Source organism: Bacillus sp. DX4.1 (assembly GCF_030348195.1).
Taxonomy (GTDB): Bacteria; Bacillota; Bacilli; order Bacillales; family Bacillaceae_G; genus Bacillus_A.
The window spans coordinates 106,937-124,242 of record NZ_JAUCFT010000006.1 but is presented as its reverse complement, the minus strand read 5'-3'; the positions used below and the strand labels follow the sequence as shown (position 1 = coordinate 124,242).

Annotated in this window: 15 protein-coding genes and 3 pseudogenes; 8 read left to right on the top strand and 10 right to left on the bottom strand. The window is 36.8% G+C overall.

Going from position 1 to position 17,306, the window contains the following annotated elements:
• Positions 1-184: 184 nt before the first annotated feature.
• The 4 genes from QUF99_RS00780 to QUF99_RS00765 form a co-directional block, all read right to left on the bottom strand.
• Complete coding sequence (locus tag QUF99_RS00780) at positions 185-640, bottom strand: MarR family winged helix-turn-helix transcriptional regulator (protein ID WP_289368103.1); 456 nt, start codon at positions 638-640, stop codon at positions 185-187.
• Positions 641-1,160: 520 nt separating this feature from the next.
• Complete coding sequence (locus QUF99_RS00775) at positions 1,161-2,423, bottom strand: MFS transporter (RefSeq protein ID WP_289368101.1); 1,263 nt, start codon at positions 2,421-2,423, stop codon at positions 1,161-1,163.
• A gap of 727 nt (positions 2,424-3,150) precedes the next feature.
• Positions 3,151-4,596 carry a L,D-transpeptidase family protein gene (locus tag QUF99_RS00770; protein ID WP_289368100.1) on the bottom strand — a complete coding sequence of 482 codons (1,446 nt, stop codon included), beginning with the start codon at positions 4,594-4,596 and terminating at the stop codon, positions 3,151-3,153.
• Between the two features lie 717 nt (positions 4,597-5,313).
• Positions 5,314-5,721 (bottom strand): nitrous oxide-stimulated promoter family protein, encoded by a 408-nt coding sequence (locus QUF99_RS00765; protein WP_006097186.1) that lies wholly within the window; start codon positions 5,719-5,721, stop codon positions 5,314-5,316.
• 244 nt (positions 5,722-5,965) lie between these two features.
• On the opposite strand from QUF99_RS00765, the gene QUF99_RS00760 reads away from it, so the two are divergent.
• Positions 5,966-6,169 carry a hypothetical protein gene (locus QUF99_RS00760; RefSeq protein WP_289368098.1) on the top strand — a complete coding sequence of 68 codons (204 nt, stop codon included), beginning with the start codon at positions 5,966-5,968 and terminating at the stop codon, positions 6,167-6,169.
• A gap of 25 nt (positions 6,170-6,194) precedes the next feature.
• On the opposite strand, the gene QUF99_RS00755 is transcribed toward QUF99_RS00760, so the two are convergent.
• The 3 genes and pseudogenes from QUF99_RS00755 to QUF99_RS00745 all read right to left on the bottom strand — a co-directional run bounded on the left by QUF99_RS00755 (position 6,195) and on the right by QUF99_RS00745 (position 10,221).
• Entirely contained in the window at positions 6,195-7,625 is a 1,431-nt protein-coding gene (locus QUF99_RS00755) for an IS4 family transposase (protein WP_289368096.1), read from the bottom strand.
• A gap of 233 nt (positions 7,626-7,858) precedes the next feature.
• Positions 7,859-8,569: pseudogene (locus QUF99_RS00750) on the bottom strand (IS4 family transposase); the annotation flags it as partial.
• A 422-nt stretch (positions 8,570-8,991) separates the two neighbouring features.
• A complete protein-coding gene (locus QUF99_RS00745) occupies positions 8,992-10,221 on the bottom strand; it encodes a serine hydrolase domain-containing protein (RefSeq protein ID WP_289368094.1) in 1,230 nt (409 codons plus the stop codon).
• Between the two features lie 1,086 nt (positions 10,222-11,307).
• Between QUF99_RS00745 and QUF99_RS00740 the strand changes: the two genes are divergently transcribed.
• Positions 11,308-11,538, top strand: coding sequence for a DUF3937 family protein (locus QUF99_RS00740; RefSeq protein WP_289368092.1), 231 nt, complete (start codon positions 11,308-11,310; stop codon positions 11,536-11,538).
• Between the two features lie 73 nt (positions 11,539-11,611).
• Here QUF99_RS00740 and QUF99_RS00735 read toward each other — a convergent pair whose 3' ends face one another.
• Together QUF99_RS00735 and QUF99_RS00730 are read right to left on the bottom strand one after the other, a co-directional pair.
• Positions 11,612-11,830, bottom strand: coding sequence for a hypothetical protein (locus tag QUF99_RS00735; RefSeq protein WP_289368090.1), 219 nt, complete (start codon positions 11,828-11,830; stop codon positions 11,612-11,614).
• A gap of 390 nt (positions 11,831-12,220) precedes the next feature.
• The gene (locus tag QUF99_RS00730; RefSeq protein ID WP_002187387.1) at positions 12,221-12,928 is read right to left on the bottom strand and encodes an IS6 family transposase; all 708 of its coding nucleotides are present in this window, start codon (positions 12,926-12,928) and stop codon (positions 12,221-12,223) included.
• Between the two features lie 94 nt (positions 12,929-13,022).
• Here QUF99_RS00730 and QUF99_RS00725 point away from each other — a divergent pair.
• Positions 13,023-13,133: pseudogene (locus tag QUF99_RS00725) on the top strand (IS6 family transposase); the annotation flags it as partial.
• A gap of 91 nt (positions 13,134-13,224) precedes the next feature.
• Positions 13,225-13,536: a hypothetical protein gene (locus QUF99_RS28620; protein ID WP_289368089.1), complete on the top strand. Its 312-nt coding sequence runs from the start codon at positions 13,225-13,227 to the stop codon at positions 13,534-13,536.
• 737 nt (positions 13,537-14,273) lie between these two features.
• On the opposite strand, the gene QUF99_RS00715 is transcribed toward QUF99_RS28620, so the two are convergent.
• Positions 14,274-14,414, bottom strand: coding sequence for a hypothetical protein (locus QUF99_RS00715; RefSeq protein WP_289368087.1), 141 nt, complete (start codon positions 14,412-14,414; stop codon positions 14,274-14,276).
• 146 nt (positions 14,415-14,560) lie between these two features.
• Between QUF99_RS00715 and QUF99_RS00710 the strand changes: the two genes are divergently transcribed.
• From QUF99_RS00710 to QUF99_RS00695, 4 genes and pseudogenes are all read left to right on the top strand, one after another.
• Positions 14,561-15,268 carry an IS6 family transposase gene (locus QUF99_RS00710; protein ID WP_002187387.1) on the top strand — a complete coding sequence of 236 codons (708 nt, stop codon included), beginning with the start codon at positions 14,561-14,563 and terminating at the stop codon, positions 15,266-15,268.
• Positions 15,269-15,335: 67 nt separating this feature from the next.
• Positions 15,336-15,830, top strand: a pseudogene (locus QUF99_RS00705) (CatB-related O-acetyltransferase); the annotation flags it as partial.
• A gap of 341 nt (positions 15,831-16,171) precedes the next feature.
• Positions 16,172-16,666, top strand: a complete 495-nt coding sequence (locus tag QUF99_RS00700) for a DinB family protein (protein WP_105585721.1) — start codon at positions 16,172-16,174, stop codon at positions 16,664-16,666.
• A 219-nt stretch (positions 16,667-16,885) separates the two neighbouring features.
• Positions 16,886-17,095 (top strand): glycine zipper domain-containing protein, encoded by a 210-nt coding sequence (locus QUF99_RS00695; protein WP_248733400.1) that lies wholly within the window; start codon positions 16,886-16,888, stop codon positions 17,093-17,095.
• Positions 17,096-17,306: the final 211 nt, after the last annotated feature.

Genomic DNA, 17,306 nt, shown 5'->3' with positions numbered 1-17,306 from the left:
GGTACTTCAAAATATTAGCTTGATGGACATGGGGTACCGTCAGCATTTCGGAAAAAAACCACGCTAAGCAAATTTGGATAAGAAAAGAGCCGCATTTTACCCTGTTAAGAGTAAAGCGGCTCTTTAATATTTAAAAGACGTAAAGAATTTAGATTTTTAAACGTAAAAATATAGTTTGTATAAATTAATTAAATTGCTGTAGAGAATTTAATAAGTTTTTATGAATACGTAATAATGTTTGAATTTCTGTTTCCTGAAGTTGTTCTAATGCTAATGACATAGCTTTATAGGAAGTAGAATTTTCAATAGATTTTTTTGATGTTTCTTGACCTTTCGTTGTTACTTTTAATTTTATCTCTCTACGATCTTCTGATGAGGGCTTTCGTTCGATTAATCCTAGATTAACTAATTCATCCACATTTACACTGACTGTACTTTTAGGGACTGAAAGTCGTTCTGAAATACTTTTAAGAGTAATATTAGGAATTCCATAAATTGTGTTTAAGATTCCCATTTGTTGTACTGTTAATCCTAAACAAGAGGCATTTTGATTTGTAAATTTTATAATTTCTTTATTTATTGCTACAAATGACTGTACAACTTCTTCTTCTTTTTTGAGGTTCTGATTTTTTTGTATCATTGTAGTAACTTCCTCTCTTTTTACATAGTCCATTAAACTAATTTCAACATAAAACTACTTAATTCTAAAAGCAATAAGAACGATTAATACAACACAATGTCATTTGTGTTGCATTAAAACGAGAAAAACTATTCAAATCGGTTGCTAACGCAACACAATTTACTCAAAATAGCCTACTTTTATATGCAACACAATTTAAAACAAGGCTAAAAGGGGTTCAGCCGAGATACGTATAATTTCAGGTCATAAGCTGTATTATATTTCCATCATTAGTTTTTTAGGTAAAAATAATTACCTCACGATAAACAAAAATCCAATTTCCTTAGCGTACAGGAAATTGGATTTTTGTTTAGTTAGTTATTTGAATTATCTCCAATCGAATGATATTAATTCATATTAATCTATTTTATGTAATGAAAAATCTTGAATATTCTATTTTTGAAAAGGGAAATCAGAGATTCATCACACATTATTAGTTTTTTTATTAGTAAGAAAGTCATTAATGAAGAAGCACTTTTGCTCATAGTTTATGAATGGGACTAGTAAGCGCGATAATAACTTCAATGATCTTTGTAGTTGATGCCAAAATAAATATTGCAACCGGATTAAAATCGGCAATTAATCCACCTCCTAGTGCTCCTAATGGCATAGCCAAACGAGTAAGTACACGTGAAAATCCTAAAACTCTTCCCTGCATATCAGTGGGTACTGTTTCCTGCCGGACGGATGCTACAATAGTATTCCAAGCTATATTACAAATCATAGCAATACCAAATGAAATGCCCGGCGCAAGCCAATATTCACTCCATATTGCATAGGTCAATCCAATTGCTCCCACACCAAGAAGGATTGGAATAAGGATTCCCCTTCGAAAGCGTCGTTCAAGTGGAATAACAATGATACTTCCTAAAAGACCACCCACCCCGATTAAAGTATAATTAATCCCACTTTCTTCAGCAGATAGATTTAATGTAGAAAGCAAATAATACATAAGCCCACCTAATACAGCGCTAGCGCCAAAGTTTCCCACCATTGCTTGAAGAGATAAAGCAATGTTAAGACGATCATTCATTAACCATTTAAGCCCTTCTTTCATATCATTCCTTATAGTGTGCAATAGTGTTCTTGCTCTATCTGTGGGTTTCTTCTTTTCTAATTTCGGCAATAGTAATACAGCAACTAGAGTAGCTATAAAAGAGATAGCATTTATCCAGAGGGCATTAATCCCACCTATTATAGCAATTATAATGCCGGCTAATGCGGGTCCTGTTAAACTAGCAATTTGATTAACCATTTGGTATGCGGAATTGGCTCTTGTTAACGATTGACCTGCGATTCGTGGAATTACTGTAATAGTCGCTACGTCAAATAACATCGATAGTACGGCTAAAATAAAAGAAACAACATATAGATGCCAGAGTTGAAGTACGTTCAAGTTATACAGGATAGGAATTAAGGCTACTAAAATAATACATCCTAAATCAGCAACCCACATTAATTTCCGCCGATCAAAACGATCCACTACTACTCCTACGATTGGACCAAACAAAACAATAGGTAACACACCGATAGCAAAAAGTGAACTCATAATTATTGCTGATCCAGTTAACTTATAGGCAATCCAAGGAAGAGCAAACGTATAAAGGGAATCACCCATCCTGGAAATCAGTAAGCCAAAAATAAAAATCACGTAGGTACTAGGGAAATGTGTAATTGTTGAAACTAGATTTCTATTTTGTGCATTCGGTTTCAACGGTGAGTTAAAGTTTGTTTCTTTTTTCATTATCGACTCTAATTTACCTCCTTTTTTAGTAGCAAAACTTATATTAACTGGCAGTAAGCCCCTTACTTATTAAATATTTAATAGGTATAAAATTCTTTAAAATACAAAAGTATTCCTTCTTTTACCCAATTATTCATTTTGCTGTAAGTGCCTATTTGTGCTAAGTTACCCTTTGTATTTGAAAATATGAAATATCCCAATCATTGAACTGGCTGTAACAAAATACTGTATCAAAAATAATTCGTAACATTAATAGTAAACCACCTTTTTGTTACACCGAATTCTGATAATGGAAATAAAATACAGACTACGACCCAAAATTACATGTATCTTGGCTGAACCCCATCGCCATCAACTTAAGAAATTCTTTGTTCTCCAAAACGAAAAAAATGAACTGAATTGTTATAAATGATTGTAGATAGATAAAAATTTTCCTTTAGGGGAGTACTTTATAACCTTAGCTTGATAGCGATGTATGGTGACCCCTATTAGGCTATTTTCTTTTTAACAACTCACCACGTAATGCTCTTTTTTTACAAGCCATGAAATTATGATTTTATGACTTTATGTATTTACGTTAACGTATATAACTGTTTTTCCACCCCGCACACGAGAAATGCATAGCATAAATAATAAAAAAGAAGCAGAAAATCACTCGCGATTTCCTGCTTTTTTTATAAATTTAAGTTCTTGATACATACATCGCTTCACGTGAGATTGCTATTTACTAGTACACGATAACCGGTTCATAAGTGCTTAAATTATCATACACAGTTTTAGCAATACTAGGAGGAAGGTTAACACATCCGCCCGATCCCCCCGTTAAATAAGCATTATTTGCCCAGTTTGTTCGCCAGCCGGCATCGTGGAATCCTTGGCCGCTATTTGTGAACGGAGCCCAGTAATCTACTTTAACGGAATAATCAGGTTTACCTACTGCGCTGCCTTTGAGTGTGTACGGTGATCGTTTATAAAGGACGTACCACACACCTGATGATGTATCTTCACTCGTGCTATGTTTACCAGTTACTACATTTGTTGTGACTGCTAATTTTCCATCTTTGTAAATCCAAATTTGTTGCTCTGCAATTGAAACTTCCGCATACGTGTCTCCGATGCCATTATTCGATGTTGTTTCATAACCGATGCCTTCATTACTCCAGCCATTTCCGTGAATATTAGAAGCAGAAAGCGATTTTTCGCCTTTTTCAAAGGCTTGTTGGACTTGCTTTGTTTCTTTTTCAACATCCAGTGCCCAGCCATAGCCTTGTCCTTTTACTGATATGACCGAACCAGAATGTGTTTTAAATGTGAAGTCTTTATTTAATGTTGATTTAGTATTATTAATTCCAGCAATCTTATTCTTAATGTCGCTCGCATCGATTGTAACTTTCATATCCTTTGACATAGAGGCATTTTGAATTAAATCTTTCGCTTTTAAAGGATAAACTTCATTCTGTACCTTATAATCAACGGACTGTTGAAGAAGATCCTGTAGTGCTTTCTCCTCTTTTTTGACAATCGGATTATCTTCTTTAATAGGCTGTATGTATGCAGATTTCAGATGAATTTCGCTTTTATACTTCTGCTTGTCGTAATCTTTCAATAGACTAGTAACGTCATACTGTTCTCCGTCAACGCTTTTCGAGATAACAACTTTTCCTTGTTCGAGCTTCGCCATAGCATCTTGAGGCGCTTTTAATTTTTTATTCATAGAGACGAGCTTTTCCTCTACAAGTTTTTTCATCGTTTCGCTACGATACTGATCCGCCTTTTCCGGTAGCAGTGAATATTTTTTTTCCTTTGAGGAAGGGAAAAATGTCCACTGGCTTTTTAATAGTTTCTTAACTTGAGGCAAATCTTTTTCCGTAAGTTCCGTTTGCGTATCTTTTTCATCTAAAATTTGTTGTTGACCGACATAGACTTTGTTTTCTAGTCCAGATGTTTTTAATTTCTGTATTGCTTGATCAGCGGTCAGACCAGCGACTTTTGTGTCATTAATCGTAACATTTGAATTGAAGTGGGTTACCTGATAATAACTCATTCCCCCAATGAGAAGTGCAATTATACCGCCACCCGCTGCGATAAGCTTCCAATTTGTAAAACGTTTGCTTGATCCTACTCGTTTTTTATCAACTTCTTCAACTGACTCATTTATTGTATTGTTGTTCATCAATCTTTCCTCCGTATACATCAACGTCAATAGATTTTAAACTAAAGCCATTGACTAGTGTACCTTATTGTTCTTAGAATTTCATTATCTTTGACCAGATTTTATCGCATTAAATTGGCCAAATTTGGATTTTTTAATAGAACGACACATAAAAATGGTAGATAATTTTTTCAATTCACACTGAATGGTCCCTTATAAGCCCATCCCAAGCCCCTTACAAGTAATAAATCATTACAAAAAGGGGGCCCACCCCTTGCCTATCAATCTAACAGAACAGGTTGCCCAAAAAACGATAAAAATGAACTTCGTTACTATAAAAAACACAAAATTTCCGTTTAGGGGTACTTTAAAATCTTAGCTTGATGGCGATGGGGTCTCGCCAACATTTCGCGAATTTCGTACGCTAAGGAATACCTAAGTTCAAAAACTTGGTTTTACCGTACGTTAAGAAAGTTCCATAAACGATACTTAATGCTTGTTACGGGACTTTGTTTTTGGTAATGAGTTTCGGAACTGGTTTTTGACCATCTTTCTGTTAGTTTCGTTAGAACTCAATAAAGTTCTTTAAACGTCCGTTTTTGGCTCCTATTGTTAAATCCTTGTTATATGTAAACGACAAATAGACCTAAAGATATAATAAAATTGATTTTTTAGGTCTATTTGTCGTTTACGTTAATAAAAGAAAAAACGGGCTTGTTAGACAACCCGTTTTTTCTTTTAGCTCTTTTTTCTTTTCGGTAAGTCAGGAGCCTTCTTCATTGTGTCAACAACATGCATGACCGCGAAATATGGATGTTTTAAAATCATTTTCGGTCCGCTCTTCTTCATAACATCCTTAACGAAATCTTTCATATCTGGTTTATAACAATGAATTTTGCAATTTTGACATGCTGGCTTCTTCTCTTGAAATGGACATTTTGATAAACGAAAATAAGCATACTCTTTTAACTTCTGACATTCTTCACATATAGTATCTTGTTCATGTTCGTTTTTACAATACATATCAATCATAATGCTAATTGTTTTCTCTTCACGTTCAATTCGATTCATGGCTAGTGCCTCCCGTTCCAAAGTCTCTCTGCTTTGATTGTAAGACTTTTTTAGAGGGTTTACATGAATTTTCATTGACAGTTTTTCTAATGTTTATCTCTTTCCTAAAAATTATTAATGGAGAATGTCCCTACCAATCATAACCAACAGTAAAAGCGAACGCATTAAGACTTAAATAAACATCTTTCTTTTTCTTACGAGTTTCGGATGCTTAAACCACTGGAACGACAAGCGTCCACTCGATTCTTCCACGCTATTGATTGATCTATTTTAGCCATAAAAAATCTCCTTTCCGTCTTGTACGTAAGGAGATTTTGACATGGAACTGATTCTATTGGTAGGTGGGGACAGTTTGACGCTTACTGTTATATCAAGTAATTCAGCCTTAGCGTACGGAATCCGCGTTTTGTTGGTGCTACCCCATCGCTATCAAGCTAAGGTTAGGAAAGGTCAGTTTCAGAAGAAAATTTTTTCTTTTTCTAAAAATCAGTGTAGATCATTGGGAATTTTGCATATCAAATAAACCCTAACGGGTTTCACTTTTTTTATTAAGCTGCTTGATTGTCCGACATGGTACAATTGTAAACGACACCTAATATATCAAAGACTGTTTTCTTCTTGTATCGATGAGATTTCCGTCCGTTTCGCTGTAGGAGGTTAAACAGACGAAGAAGAATCTTTGATAATCCTTGGGTGTCTTTTTGCATTGCTCGAAACAGAAGAAAAAAATAGTCTTTAATCATATATATGGCTTTATATTCACTCAGCTCTTGTTTCTTTTTTATGAGAAGTAACTTCCGCATTTGAAACATAATAGAGGAACAGAGTAGAATGGCAATCAGTTGCCCATACAAATGGCATTCCAATCGTTCTCGTTTTATCTTTTTACAATGATGAATGTGAAAGAATGATTTCCACGTTTTAAATAAAATTTCGATTTGCCAACGTAAAGAATACCAATCATGTACTTGTCCCATCGGGACAATATCTGTAGGGGTATTTGTCATATATACATTGATACCACTGAGTCGTTTACTACGAGGAGAATACTTCATTCCTTTCTTCTTTTCTCTTACAGCTTGATCTTGTAATCGTTTTTTTTGTTGTTCTTTTGTTAGTCGATGTACAATCACACGAGTTGGTACTTTATCAGTCATTCCTACATAGGCTTCGGATATTTCACATGTTTGTCCTGGCTGAAGAGAGTTCATTAAGACCTCCATATCTATCTGTATATACTCTGTACCTTTCTTAATTCTTCCATCTTGAAAGTAATCAGGGTTGGAATTTTTTTGATAAATACGTGTATTCGACTTGATACGAGAGATATAGTAAGCTTTTTTATCTTGTATATGTTGAAGATCTTTCAAATGAAAATAACCTAAATCTCGGATACATAAATCATTCGCTGTTATAGTTGGGACACACAGAGAACCGTAGGTTCGATCATGTTGTTTACCTGGACCTGTATGAATATGTAGGAACTGTCCGCTTAACAGGTCATACTCAAGTTGAATTTTCATCCCAGCTGTATGACTGCAGCCTCCTGCACCTGGATAAACGAATGAAAAGATATCTGGAAGTTGAAATGCGGTGGAATCCAGGATCCGAATACGCTTGAAAACAGAAGTGAATGGAGAAGAAATCGGTATAAATGAGGCTAATTTTTGGTTTAGAAGTTCGGCTAATATGTGTTGCAAAAATTGAACGGCCGCTTTATTAAATCGTTGATTTAGTCCCTCAGGACTGATGAGAACTTCTGTTGACGCTTCTAAACAGCTAGATAGCTGAGTTAAAGAAGTCGTAGCGACATTTTGACTCATCCATACACATAAAGCGACTAAATCTTTGGCTTGGTACTTACTTGTTCGTTGCACAAAGCCAACATCTCTAGCAAGATTTCGTAAGATATTAGGGGATAAAAAGCTTTGAATTTCTTGAGCAAATAGTTGTAATTCATCAGATACAGAAATTGACATACAAAAACGCCATCCTTTCCTATGATTCTACAGAAAGAATAGCGTATTTTTTCATTTTAGGGGGAATTTTGTTTTGTTAGCTTGATAGCGATGTGGTGCTACCCCATCGCTATCAAGCTAAGCTTATGCAAAGTCAATTTTAGGCGAGATTGTTTCTTTTTTCTAAAGGGCAAGTGTAGGTGATTTAAAGATTTGCATACGAAATAAGCCCTAACGGGTTTCACTTTTTTAAATTAAGCGGCTTGATTATCAGACAGGGTACAATTGTAAACGACACCTAATATATCATCAAAGACCGTTTTTTTCTCATATCGATGAGATTTCCGTCCGTTTTGCTGTAGGAGCTTGAACAGGCGAAGTAACACCTTTGATAGCTCTTGGGTGTTTTTTTGTATAGTTTGGAATAGAAGAAGAAAATAGTCTTTAATCATATATATGGCTTTATACTCACTAAGCTCTCGTTTTTTCTTTATGAGGAGCAATTGGCGCATTTGAAACATGATAGAAGAACAGAGTAGAATAGCAATCAATTGACCATATAAATGGCACTCCAATCGTTCTGGTTTTATCTTTTTACAATGATGAATTTGAAAGAATGACTTCCACGTTTTAAATAAAATTTCGATTTGCCAACGCAAAGAATACCAGTCATGTACCTGTCCCATCGGGACAATATCTGTAGGGGTGTTTGTCATATACACATTTATACCACTGAGCCGTTTGCTGCGAGGAGAATACGTCATTCCTTTCTTTTTCTCTCGAACAGCTTGATCTTGTAGACGTTTTTTTTGTTGTTCTTCTGTAAGTCGATGAACAATAACACGAGTCTGTATTTTGTCACTCATCCCTACATAAGCATCTGTCATTTCATAGGTTTGTCCTGGCTGCATGGAATTCATCAACTTCTCCATATCTAACTGAATGTATTGCGTACCTTTCTTGGGGTTCAGCCGAGATACGTGTAAAAACGGGTCATAGGATTACTTTTTTTCCAAATCGAACAATATCAAAAATAGTATTAAAGAAACACGAATTGTGAAATTCAACCTAAAAAAGTCGAATTCCTTAGGAACCGACTTTTTAATTTGGCTTGTTAAGCTAAGCCCCCTATTGGGGGTAGTACCAGCGAAGCTGACACCACCCCCAATGTAGATGTAATTAAATGGGGAATTATTTATTGATGAACTCGTTATATCCCTGCTGGGCATCGGTGATTGCAAGCTTTGAATAGACCTCCAAGGACTTGCGGCCATACCCGCTTCCACTCCGTCCAACCAACTCCGCGTCACGTCCTGATTCTGCCCCAATAAGGTCGATGAAATTCACCGGCCTTTTTTTAAACGAACGACGAACCGCGGGCTCGGTGTCAGTCTTCGATTGCCTGGTAGACCATGGTCCAGAAGTCGTGGATAAGCCGTGCCGAATTCGGGACTGACAGCCCGACCTGGGTAAGCAGGATTCCGGTAAGCTGGTTGTCCGGGTCGGCGTAGGTCGTAGTGCCGCTTCCGCCGTCCCAGCCGAACTGGCCGATGGGCGCGTAGTCGCCACGGTAGGTGCGCACCGCCATCCCGAAGCCCCAGCCGCCGTGCTGCCCTTGGCCGAATGACACATGGACGTTGTTGGTGGCCATGGCGTTTCGAGCGGCTTGTTGCTCGGGCGTGAGGCGGTTGGTGGTCATCAGCTGGACGGCGGGCCGGGACAGGATCCGTTCGCTTTCGTGCATCCCGTGATTCAGCAGCATCCGTAAATACGCGTTGTAATCGTCGACGGTGGAGACCAGCCCACCGCCGCCGCCCTGGAACGCCGGAAGCTGGCTCCAGCGTCCCCCCTTGGCCTCATCCCACACGATGAACTCTCCGGTCTGCGGGTCGGGGGCGTAGAGGGTCGGCAACCGGTCGATCTTGTTGGCGGGCACGTGGAAACCGGTGTCCTTCATGCCTAGGGGGTCGAAAATGCGTTCGCGCAGGAACGTCTCAAACGACTGGCCCGTGACCCTGGCGACGAGCACGCCGAGTAGATCGTTGCTGATGTGGTATTGCCAGCGCTCTCCAGGCTGGTGCATCAGCGGAAGCTCGCCAAGGCGGCGCATCCACTCATCCGGCTCGGGCATCGGCACCGGTAGATCGGGCGTAAGCCCCTTCTCGAAGATCGCGTTCATGATCGGAGTGCCCAGCGACGTAATATCCATGCCGATCCCGAACGTGGAAGTCAGCAGGTCCCGTACGGTGATTGGCCGCCGCGCTGGCACGGTATCGTCCAGCGGGCCGTCGATCCGCTTCAGCACCCGCCGGTCAGCGAGTTCCGGTAGCCACGTCTCTACCAGGTCATCCAGCCGCAGCCTGCACTCGTCGAGCAGGATCATTGCCGCCGCAATCGCAAGCGGCTTGGACGTCGAGGCCATCCGAAAGATCGTGTCCCGGCGCATCGGCGCACCACCATCATGGCGCATCGTGCCGAGCGCTTCGACGTGCGTCTCACCGTTCCGGCTGACTAAGGCGACGACCCCAGGAATCTTCCCGGAATCGACATGTCGTGCCAACACGTTGCGCATTTTGTGCAGCCCTGTTTCGGAGAAGCCTTTGTTACTTTGTCCCATCATGAATCTCTCCTTTTTTTCCCATTTTCTGATGAACGAAAATCTTCTGTTGTAATCTTTTTCATTTGGTTTCCCTCTTTTTACTTTTTTATCAGCCCTATTGTTTTAAAACTACAAATTCTCTTTTGTTATTCATGCTTGAAAGCCCTTTGTCAAAAAGGTGGATTCGATGCATCAAAGAGAATGAATATTGGCAATCAAAATCTGACTCACTTCCTTTTCTGGGTTATCAGAATCGAGATATGTCCTGCACTTAGCATAGAGCCATGTGTTCATCAGACGTTTATTCTACAACCGTTGTCTTGCCCGCCCCATTGGAGCCGAGCAGGGCGAAAATACTGCCCTTTTTGGGGAATGAATTTAGCTTTCTAGATGCCCTATCTAAATCCCTTCCTTTTTCCAGAATATGGCCCGATTGCGGAACAAAAATAAAAGAGCTCTCTTCAGCTTTTCTGTTTGCTTAATAAATTCGCCCCATAAATGAAGGGTATAAGTTTTCACGAGAAGATCTTGTTATGCTGAGTCCATACCTTACAAGGCACATTAAACGTTTTGGTGATTATGTCATCGATTCACAAAGCATCCCTCAACCAGTAGAGGAAAATATACCGGTATAAACATAAAACGGGTCATCTGCTGGAAATAAAAGTAAGCCTATGACCCGTTTTTACACGTATCTCGGCTGAACCCCAAGCAAACATGTACCGAAAGGTATTGATATTTTAAGAACGTTCCTAAAATATATTTTTGATGTTTTGGAATGCTATGTTAGCATTAATTTGCGTAGTTCCAAAAGGTATACCTTTATAAACGGTTGCTCTTTGAAACGAGAAAATGTGTACCTAAAGGTATCTGTTTTTTAGGAGTGTTCCAAAATTGAGATTTTGACATTTGAGAACACTTTTTTATCTTAATTTATAACGTATCAAAAGGTGTACCTTTTGATATACCTTTATGGATAAAAATAACCAAAAGAAATAAGGGGATATTTAAAAATTCCTTTTATTCCAGATTTATTGACAGAATATTGAACTATATTTATAATAATTAAATATAAAGATATATATTTATTAGTGAGGGATAAATATGTTTACAAATAAAAAAGGGATTCGAATTGGTTTAGGTTTATATATCTTTTTATCTGTAATTCAATTTACTATTGGCTATATAGAGGGATATACAGGTAATGCATTACTAATTTCTGGAACATGGCAAACTGTGTTATTAGATGCTCCTGAAGGTATACTTGTTATTTTAGGTGCAATTGCTTTATATCAATGTACGAAAAAATTACCAGAAAAAACGGCATCTATGTAGATGCCGTTTTTTCTGATTTGCTACCGGTAAGTGAGGTTATGGTAACTGATATGGTGTAAAATATATAATTATTTTATTTGAAAGTCTCTTTTAAATTTTTTTCAAACCTTTTCATAGGCTGATATACAAAGACGTGTAGTGATAAACCTATAACGGCTGTAATGTTTAAAATAATGCTTATAATCATTAAAGACCATTCTATAACTGGAGAAAAGTACCCGTTCATACTTAGTGTAGAAGAACTTACACCTATTATTAAAATAACCATTAGTAAAGGTAAGTTTTTAACCAATTTGAATCCTCCTGTAAGCATAATATTCTTATATTATCATATCATATAATACGGTGTTTAATTAATTGTAAATTTAATTTTGTTGATGGAATTAAATACGGAAAGTATCATGTACATTGTCTTTTACTAGTTAAACTATGCGGATTTTTTCAGTGGTCTCCTAAATAGATATGCCTTTTTCTGATAGTTATCTATGGGGATTTAACTTGTTTTTTTGGTTTTGGGGAACTACCAATTTCTTAAGTTGATGGGCATGGGGGGTTCCCTTGTTACAATTATTTGTTGACATCAAATGATAAAATAAGTATTTCTATTCCTATTAAATATGGTTCTGGTGCAAAAATAAAATAAAAGAGAATAAAGCGCATATATTCCTAACGGAATCGTATCTTATGCTGCAAGTCCAAACAATTGATGGATGAATTCTTTCTGATTTTGGACAGACTGATCCCGTAAATCAAGCTGTTCTTTTTTAATCATATGCATGGCTTCTACTCCAGAAAGAATGGATGTAGCTGTGTCAAAACATTTGAACCCTAGCATAGAACGGATTCGCTTCTTTATAAAGCGATGATCTTGTTCTACTATGTTATTCAAGTACTTTTGTTGTCTAAGTTGCATACCATCAGGTATGCTTTTTTCTTTTTTCAACTGTTCAATTGCTATAGGATAAGCCGGGTTCTTATCGACTGTTATAACACGTGGCTTTGAAACATGAAAAGACCGCAAAGCTTTCTTGAAAAAGCGCTTTGCAGCCTTCTGGTCTCTTGTTTTGTTTAGGAAAAAATCAATTGTGTTTCCTTTTGAATCAACAGCACGATACAAATACATCCATTGACCTTTTACTTTGATATATGTTTCATCGACTCTCCAAGAGTCATTTGTTTGTTTGAGGTGACGACGGATTCGTTTGTCCAATTCAGGACCATACTGATGAACCCAACGCATAATCGTTGTATGAGAAATGGATAAACCCCGTTCTTCTAGCATTTCCACCAAATCACGAAAACTAAGGTTGTACCGTAGGTACCATCTTACCGTTAACAAAATAATATCAGGCTGATAATGCTTCCATTTGAATACATTTTCCTTTTCCATACCAATCACACACCCTTTCTAAAGTAATAGTAACAGTATGTCCAAGATTTATAGATTCATTGCAATTGTCCTTAAGTTTTTGCACCAGAACCCTATTAAAGGTATAGAAACTGTTCATGCCATATACAAACAAAAGCGAAGTCTTCAACCAAACTTCGTTTTTTCGACGTATAACGCATTACATGAATTATTAATAGTTTCATAAAACTGGTCCGCAATATTCCCCATCTCTTTATGTCTTCGGAAACTTTGCAACAGAACCTGTGAGGTGCATGAAAATACAAAGAGGGAAAAGAATGATAAACATTCTTTTCCCTTTTTACCTACTGGAACTTTCATGCTCATTAGTTTTTCGGTATATCGAAAAATGCTGTAGAATTTCCCTTTTCGATTATAGCAATAAAACCAGCTTGCATTATATGAAATATTGTATATTAAAATTTATTGATATATATGTAAACGCTGACTATAATAAGGATATAAAGATTTACAACATCTTACTATACAAAATAAGAGGAGGAAATAATATGGCAATCGCAATGGCAGTTTTAAAATTTTTAGGTGGAATCATCCCGTTCGTAGCAGAGCTTTTAAAAGCAGTAATGTAAGTTCATTATTCCGCAATTGCAATTATATGTAAAAAAATATCATACAAATGATCTGTATATCAAGAATGAATTGATGTGCAGATCATTTGTGTGAGCAAACTTTAAACAAGAAAAAGAATCCCAGAAATCATAAGGGATTCTTTTTCTTTATGTAATTACGGCATTAACATTTTTGGTTCTGGTGCAAAAACTCCAAGATTCCTGCAAGCAGTCTCCTAAACTTGGACATACTAATAGTATGACTCTAAAAGGCATACGGCAACGATTCAAGGAATAACCCGCCACATCTGAAAAATTTTCCAATTTAACTTTTGGTACAAGTCATTTGAGACACTTTCACCTTAGGAAAATCAATAAATAGTCCGTCATCCCAATAGAGTGTACCTAATTGGGATGTTTCTTTTTAAAGTGTTATTAAATTCTGTATTCAAAGCTGTACTTATATGATTAATTATCATTTCACGGATATTTTATGACAGATAAGAACAGCTACGCTGTCACTAGGCCTAGTTGCAAAGTACCGAAAAGAAGTGAAGCAAACAAAATGTAACTCTAAAATCAACCTTTATTGTATATTCTGGAGTTACTTGACGTTTCGCCTTTTTCGAATCTGAATAACACTAAGAAAGCATAACCAATAATAGATATAAATAAATAATATATTTTAGAGAGGATTTATTTTGAAAAAGACATTAATTATTAAGGCATTATGTTTATCATTAGTAATTGTTTCTTTTTTAATACTCAAATGGCAAGATAGACATTAAATCTACCTCTTCAGTTTCTTCTTTAGAATTCGTTGCAACTTCGTTATGTTCAAAAGACATACTCGTTAGTATTGCAAATGCTACTAAACTTCCTGAAAAAAATTTTTGCATCTTCTACTCTCCTCACATTTATTCCTATTAAATATAACAAGGGGGAATATTTAAGGTTCTGGTGCAAAAACTTAAGGACAATTGCAATGAATCTATAAATCTTGGACATACTGTTACTATTACTTTAGAAAGGGTGTGTGATTGGTATGGAAAAGGAAAATGTATTCAAATGGAAGCATTATCAGCCTGATATTATTTTGTTAACGGTAAGATGGTACCTACGGTACAACCTTAGTTTTCGTGATTTGGTGGAAATGCTAGAAGAACGGGGTTTATCCATTTCTCATACAACGATTATGCGTTGGGTTCATCAGTATGGTCCTGAATTGGACAAACGAATCCGTCGTCACCTCAAACAAACAAATGACTCTTGGAGAGTCGATGAAACATATATCAAAGTAAAAGGTCAATGGATGTATTTGTATCGTGCTGTTGATTCAAAAGGAAACACAATTGATTTTTTCCTAAACAAAACAAGAGACCAGAAGGCTGCAAAGCGCTTTTTCAAGAAAGCTTTGCGGTCTTTTCATGTTTCAAAGCCACGTGTTATAACAGTCGATAAGAACCCGGCTTATCCTATAGCAATTGAACAGTTGAAAAAAGAAAAAAGCATACCTGATGGTATGCAACTTAGACAACAAAAGTACTTGAATAACATAGTAGAACAAGATCATCGCTTTATAAAGAAGCGAATCCGTTCTATGCTAGGGTTCAAATGTTTTGACACAGCTACATCCATTCTTTCTGGAGTAGAAGCCATGCATATGATTAAAAAAGAACAGCTTGATTTACGGGATCAGTCTGTCCAAAATCAGAAAGAATTCATCCATCAATTGTTTGGACTTGCAGCATAAGATACGATTCCGTTAGGAATATATGCGCTTTATTCTCTTTTATTTTATTTTTGCACCAGAACCAGATCAAGTGTTGTATCATTACGAATTTTTTGGTGATCGACTTGTTATAGGGAAATTTTGTGCCATAGCACCCGGTGTAACGTTTATTATGAATGGAGCTAATCATAGGATGGATGGCTTCTCCACTTATCCGTTCAATATTTTTGGACAAGGTTGGGAGAAATACACACCAACGCTAGATCAATTGCCGTTTAAAGGGGACACGATAATTGGAAATGACGTCTGGATTGGGATGGATACGGTCATTATGCCTGGAATCAACATAGGTGATGGTGCTATTATAGGAGCCAAATCAGTTATTACTAAAGACGTAGAACCATACACAATTGTTGGAGGAAATCCTGCAAAGAAAATTAAAACCCGTTTCTCAGAAGAAATCATTAGCAAATTGCTAGAAATAAAATGGTGGGATTTAGATATTGAAATTATTTCTGATCATATTGGTTTGATAGTAAATGGAGATATAGACAATCTAGAAAACCTGAAAAATAAAATATGATAAAATAACAACTGCCTATAACTCGTTATGGTAACAAAAAAGGTTAGGTACTTTTTTAGATATCCAACCTTTTTTGCCGATAAGACACTTTATGAAAGTTATGCAATAAACACCAGTTGAATTAAATTAATCGATCTTCAACAATAGGGAGCGATTGTGGAATTTCACATCTATAAAATGATCAAACTTTTTTATAAATATTGTATAATTTTTCATATAGAATGAATCCGTTTTGATCAATCTTTTTTCAAAACGGGTTCTATTAATTTAACGTAAAATATGGGTTTGCGAGGTATTTTTGATCAAACTTTATTATAAAGCTACAATTAGGAGTGTTGGTTATGGCTCATGCAAAAGATGTTTTATCGGATCAGTTGTTGGCAAATGCTAATGACCCAAGTTGGTACCTACCATTTTCAGATTCAGTAGAAAGATTGTCTGAGGAACATGCATTTTGGACGCCAAACGAAGAAAGTAATAGTATTGCTGAAATTGTGCAGCATCTACTATATTGGAATCAAACATGGCAAACAAGGTACCAAAAATCTCACGTTGATGCTGTGCCTTCAATAGGAAATAATAATAACAGCTTTATTATTCCTGAAAATCATACTTTTGCTGCCTTAAAAAAACAACTATTAGAGGTGCTTTTACGTTGGCAAGAGTTATTATCTGAAGAAAAAGTTGAGAGAGAAGTTAATGGTTATCCTGGACACGTGAAATGGTGGGCAATACTTGGAAATGTGTCAACTCATAACGCATATCATATTGGCCAGATCATTTATATCCGGAAGTTGCAAAATAGCTGGAAAATAGATGCAGGAGTAGATGAATAAATAAAAGTTGCACTAGTACTACTTGAACTAAAGGTTGCAATAGTTTAAGATCTAGCTGTCATTATGGCAGCTTTTCTTATTGTACAACGTGAAGGATAGTGAAAATTGCAAAGTTTTAAGGACAGATTTAAACTTCACATAAATCTGTCCTTATAGGGCAAAATATGTAAGATATTGTGCTGGAAAGCACTTGCCTATTCTAAATAAGGAGTGAGATGAGTGGCTGATAAAAACGAACGTAACCGTGTCGATAATGATGCTGGCGAAGCGGTAGGAACTGGTGTCGGTGCTGTCGCTGGAGCTGCTTTGGGTTCTGTTCTTGGTCCACTTGGTACCGTTGCAGGAGCTGTTGCAGGAGGAGCGATGGGTAACAAAGTCGGCGAAGGTGCCAATGAGGCTAATGACAGTGTTGCGAACCGAGAAGATTAGACTTTAACCAAAGTGACACTGAATGAATTGGATTCCCAAAAAGGGAGTCCTTTTTTTATTAAGTTAATTCAGCTTTTTTAGGTAAATTCCCAGTAAGATTGTGAATCAATTCACTTAAAGTAACGGGTGCGTTAGTTCAACAAGCTATAAGCAGCAATCATAATCATTTTCTTGATCTTCCGCAATCGGGCGCTTTAATGGAGGAAATATC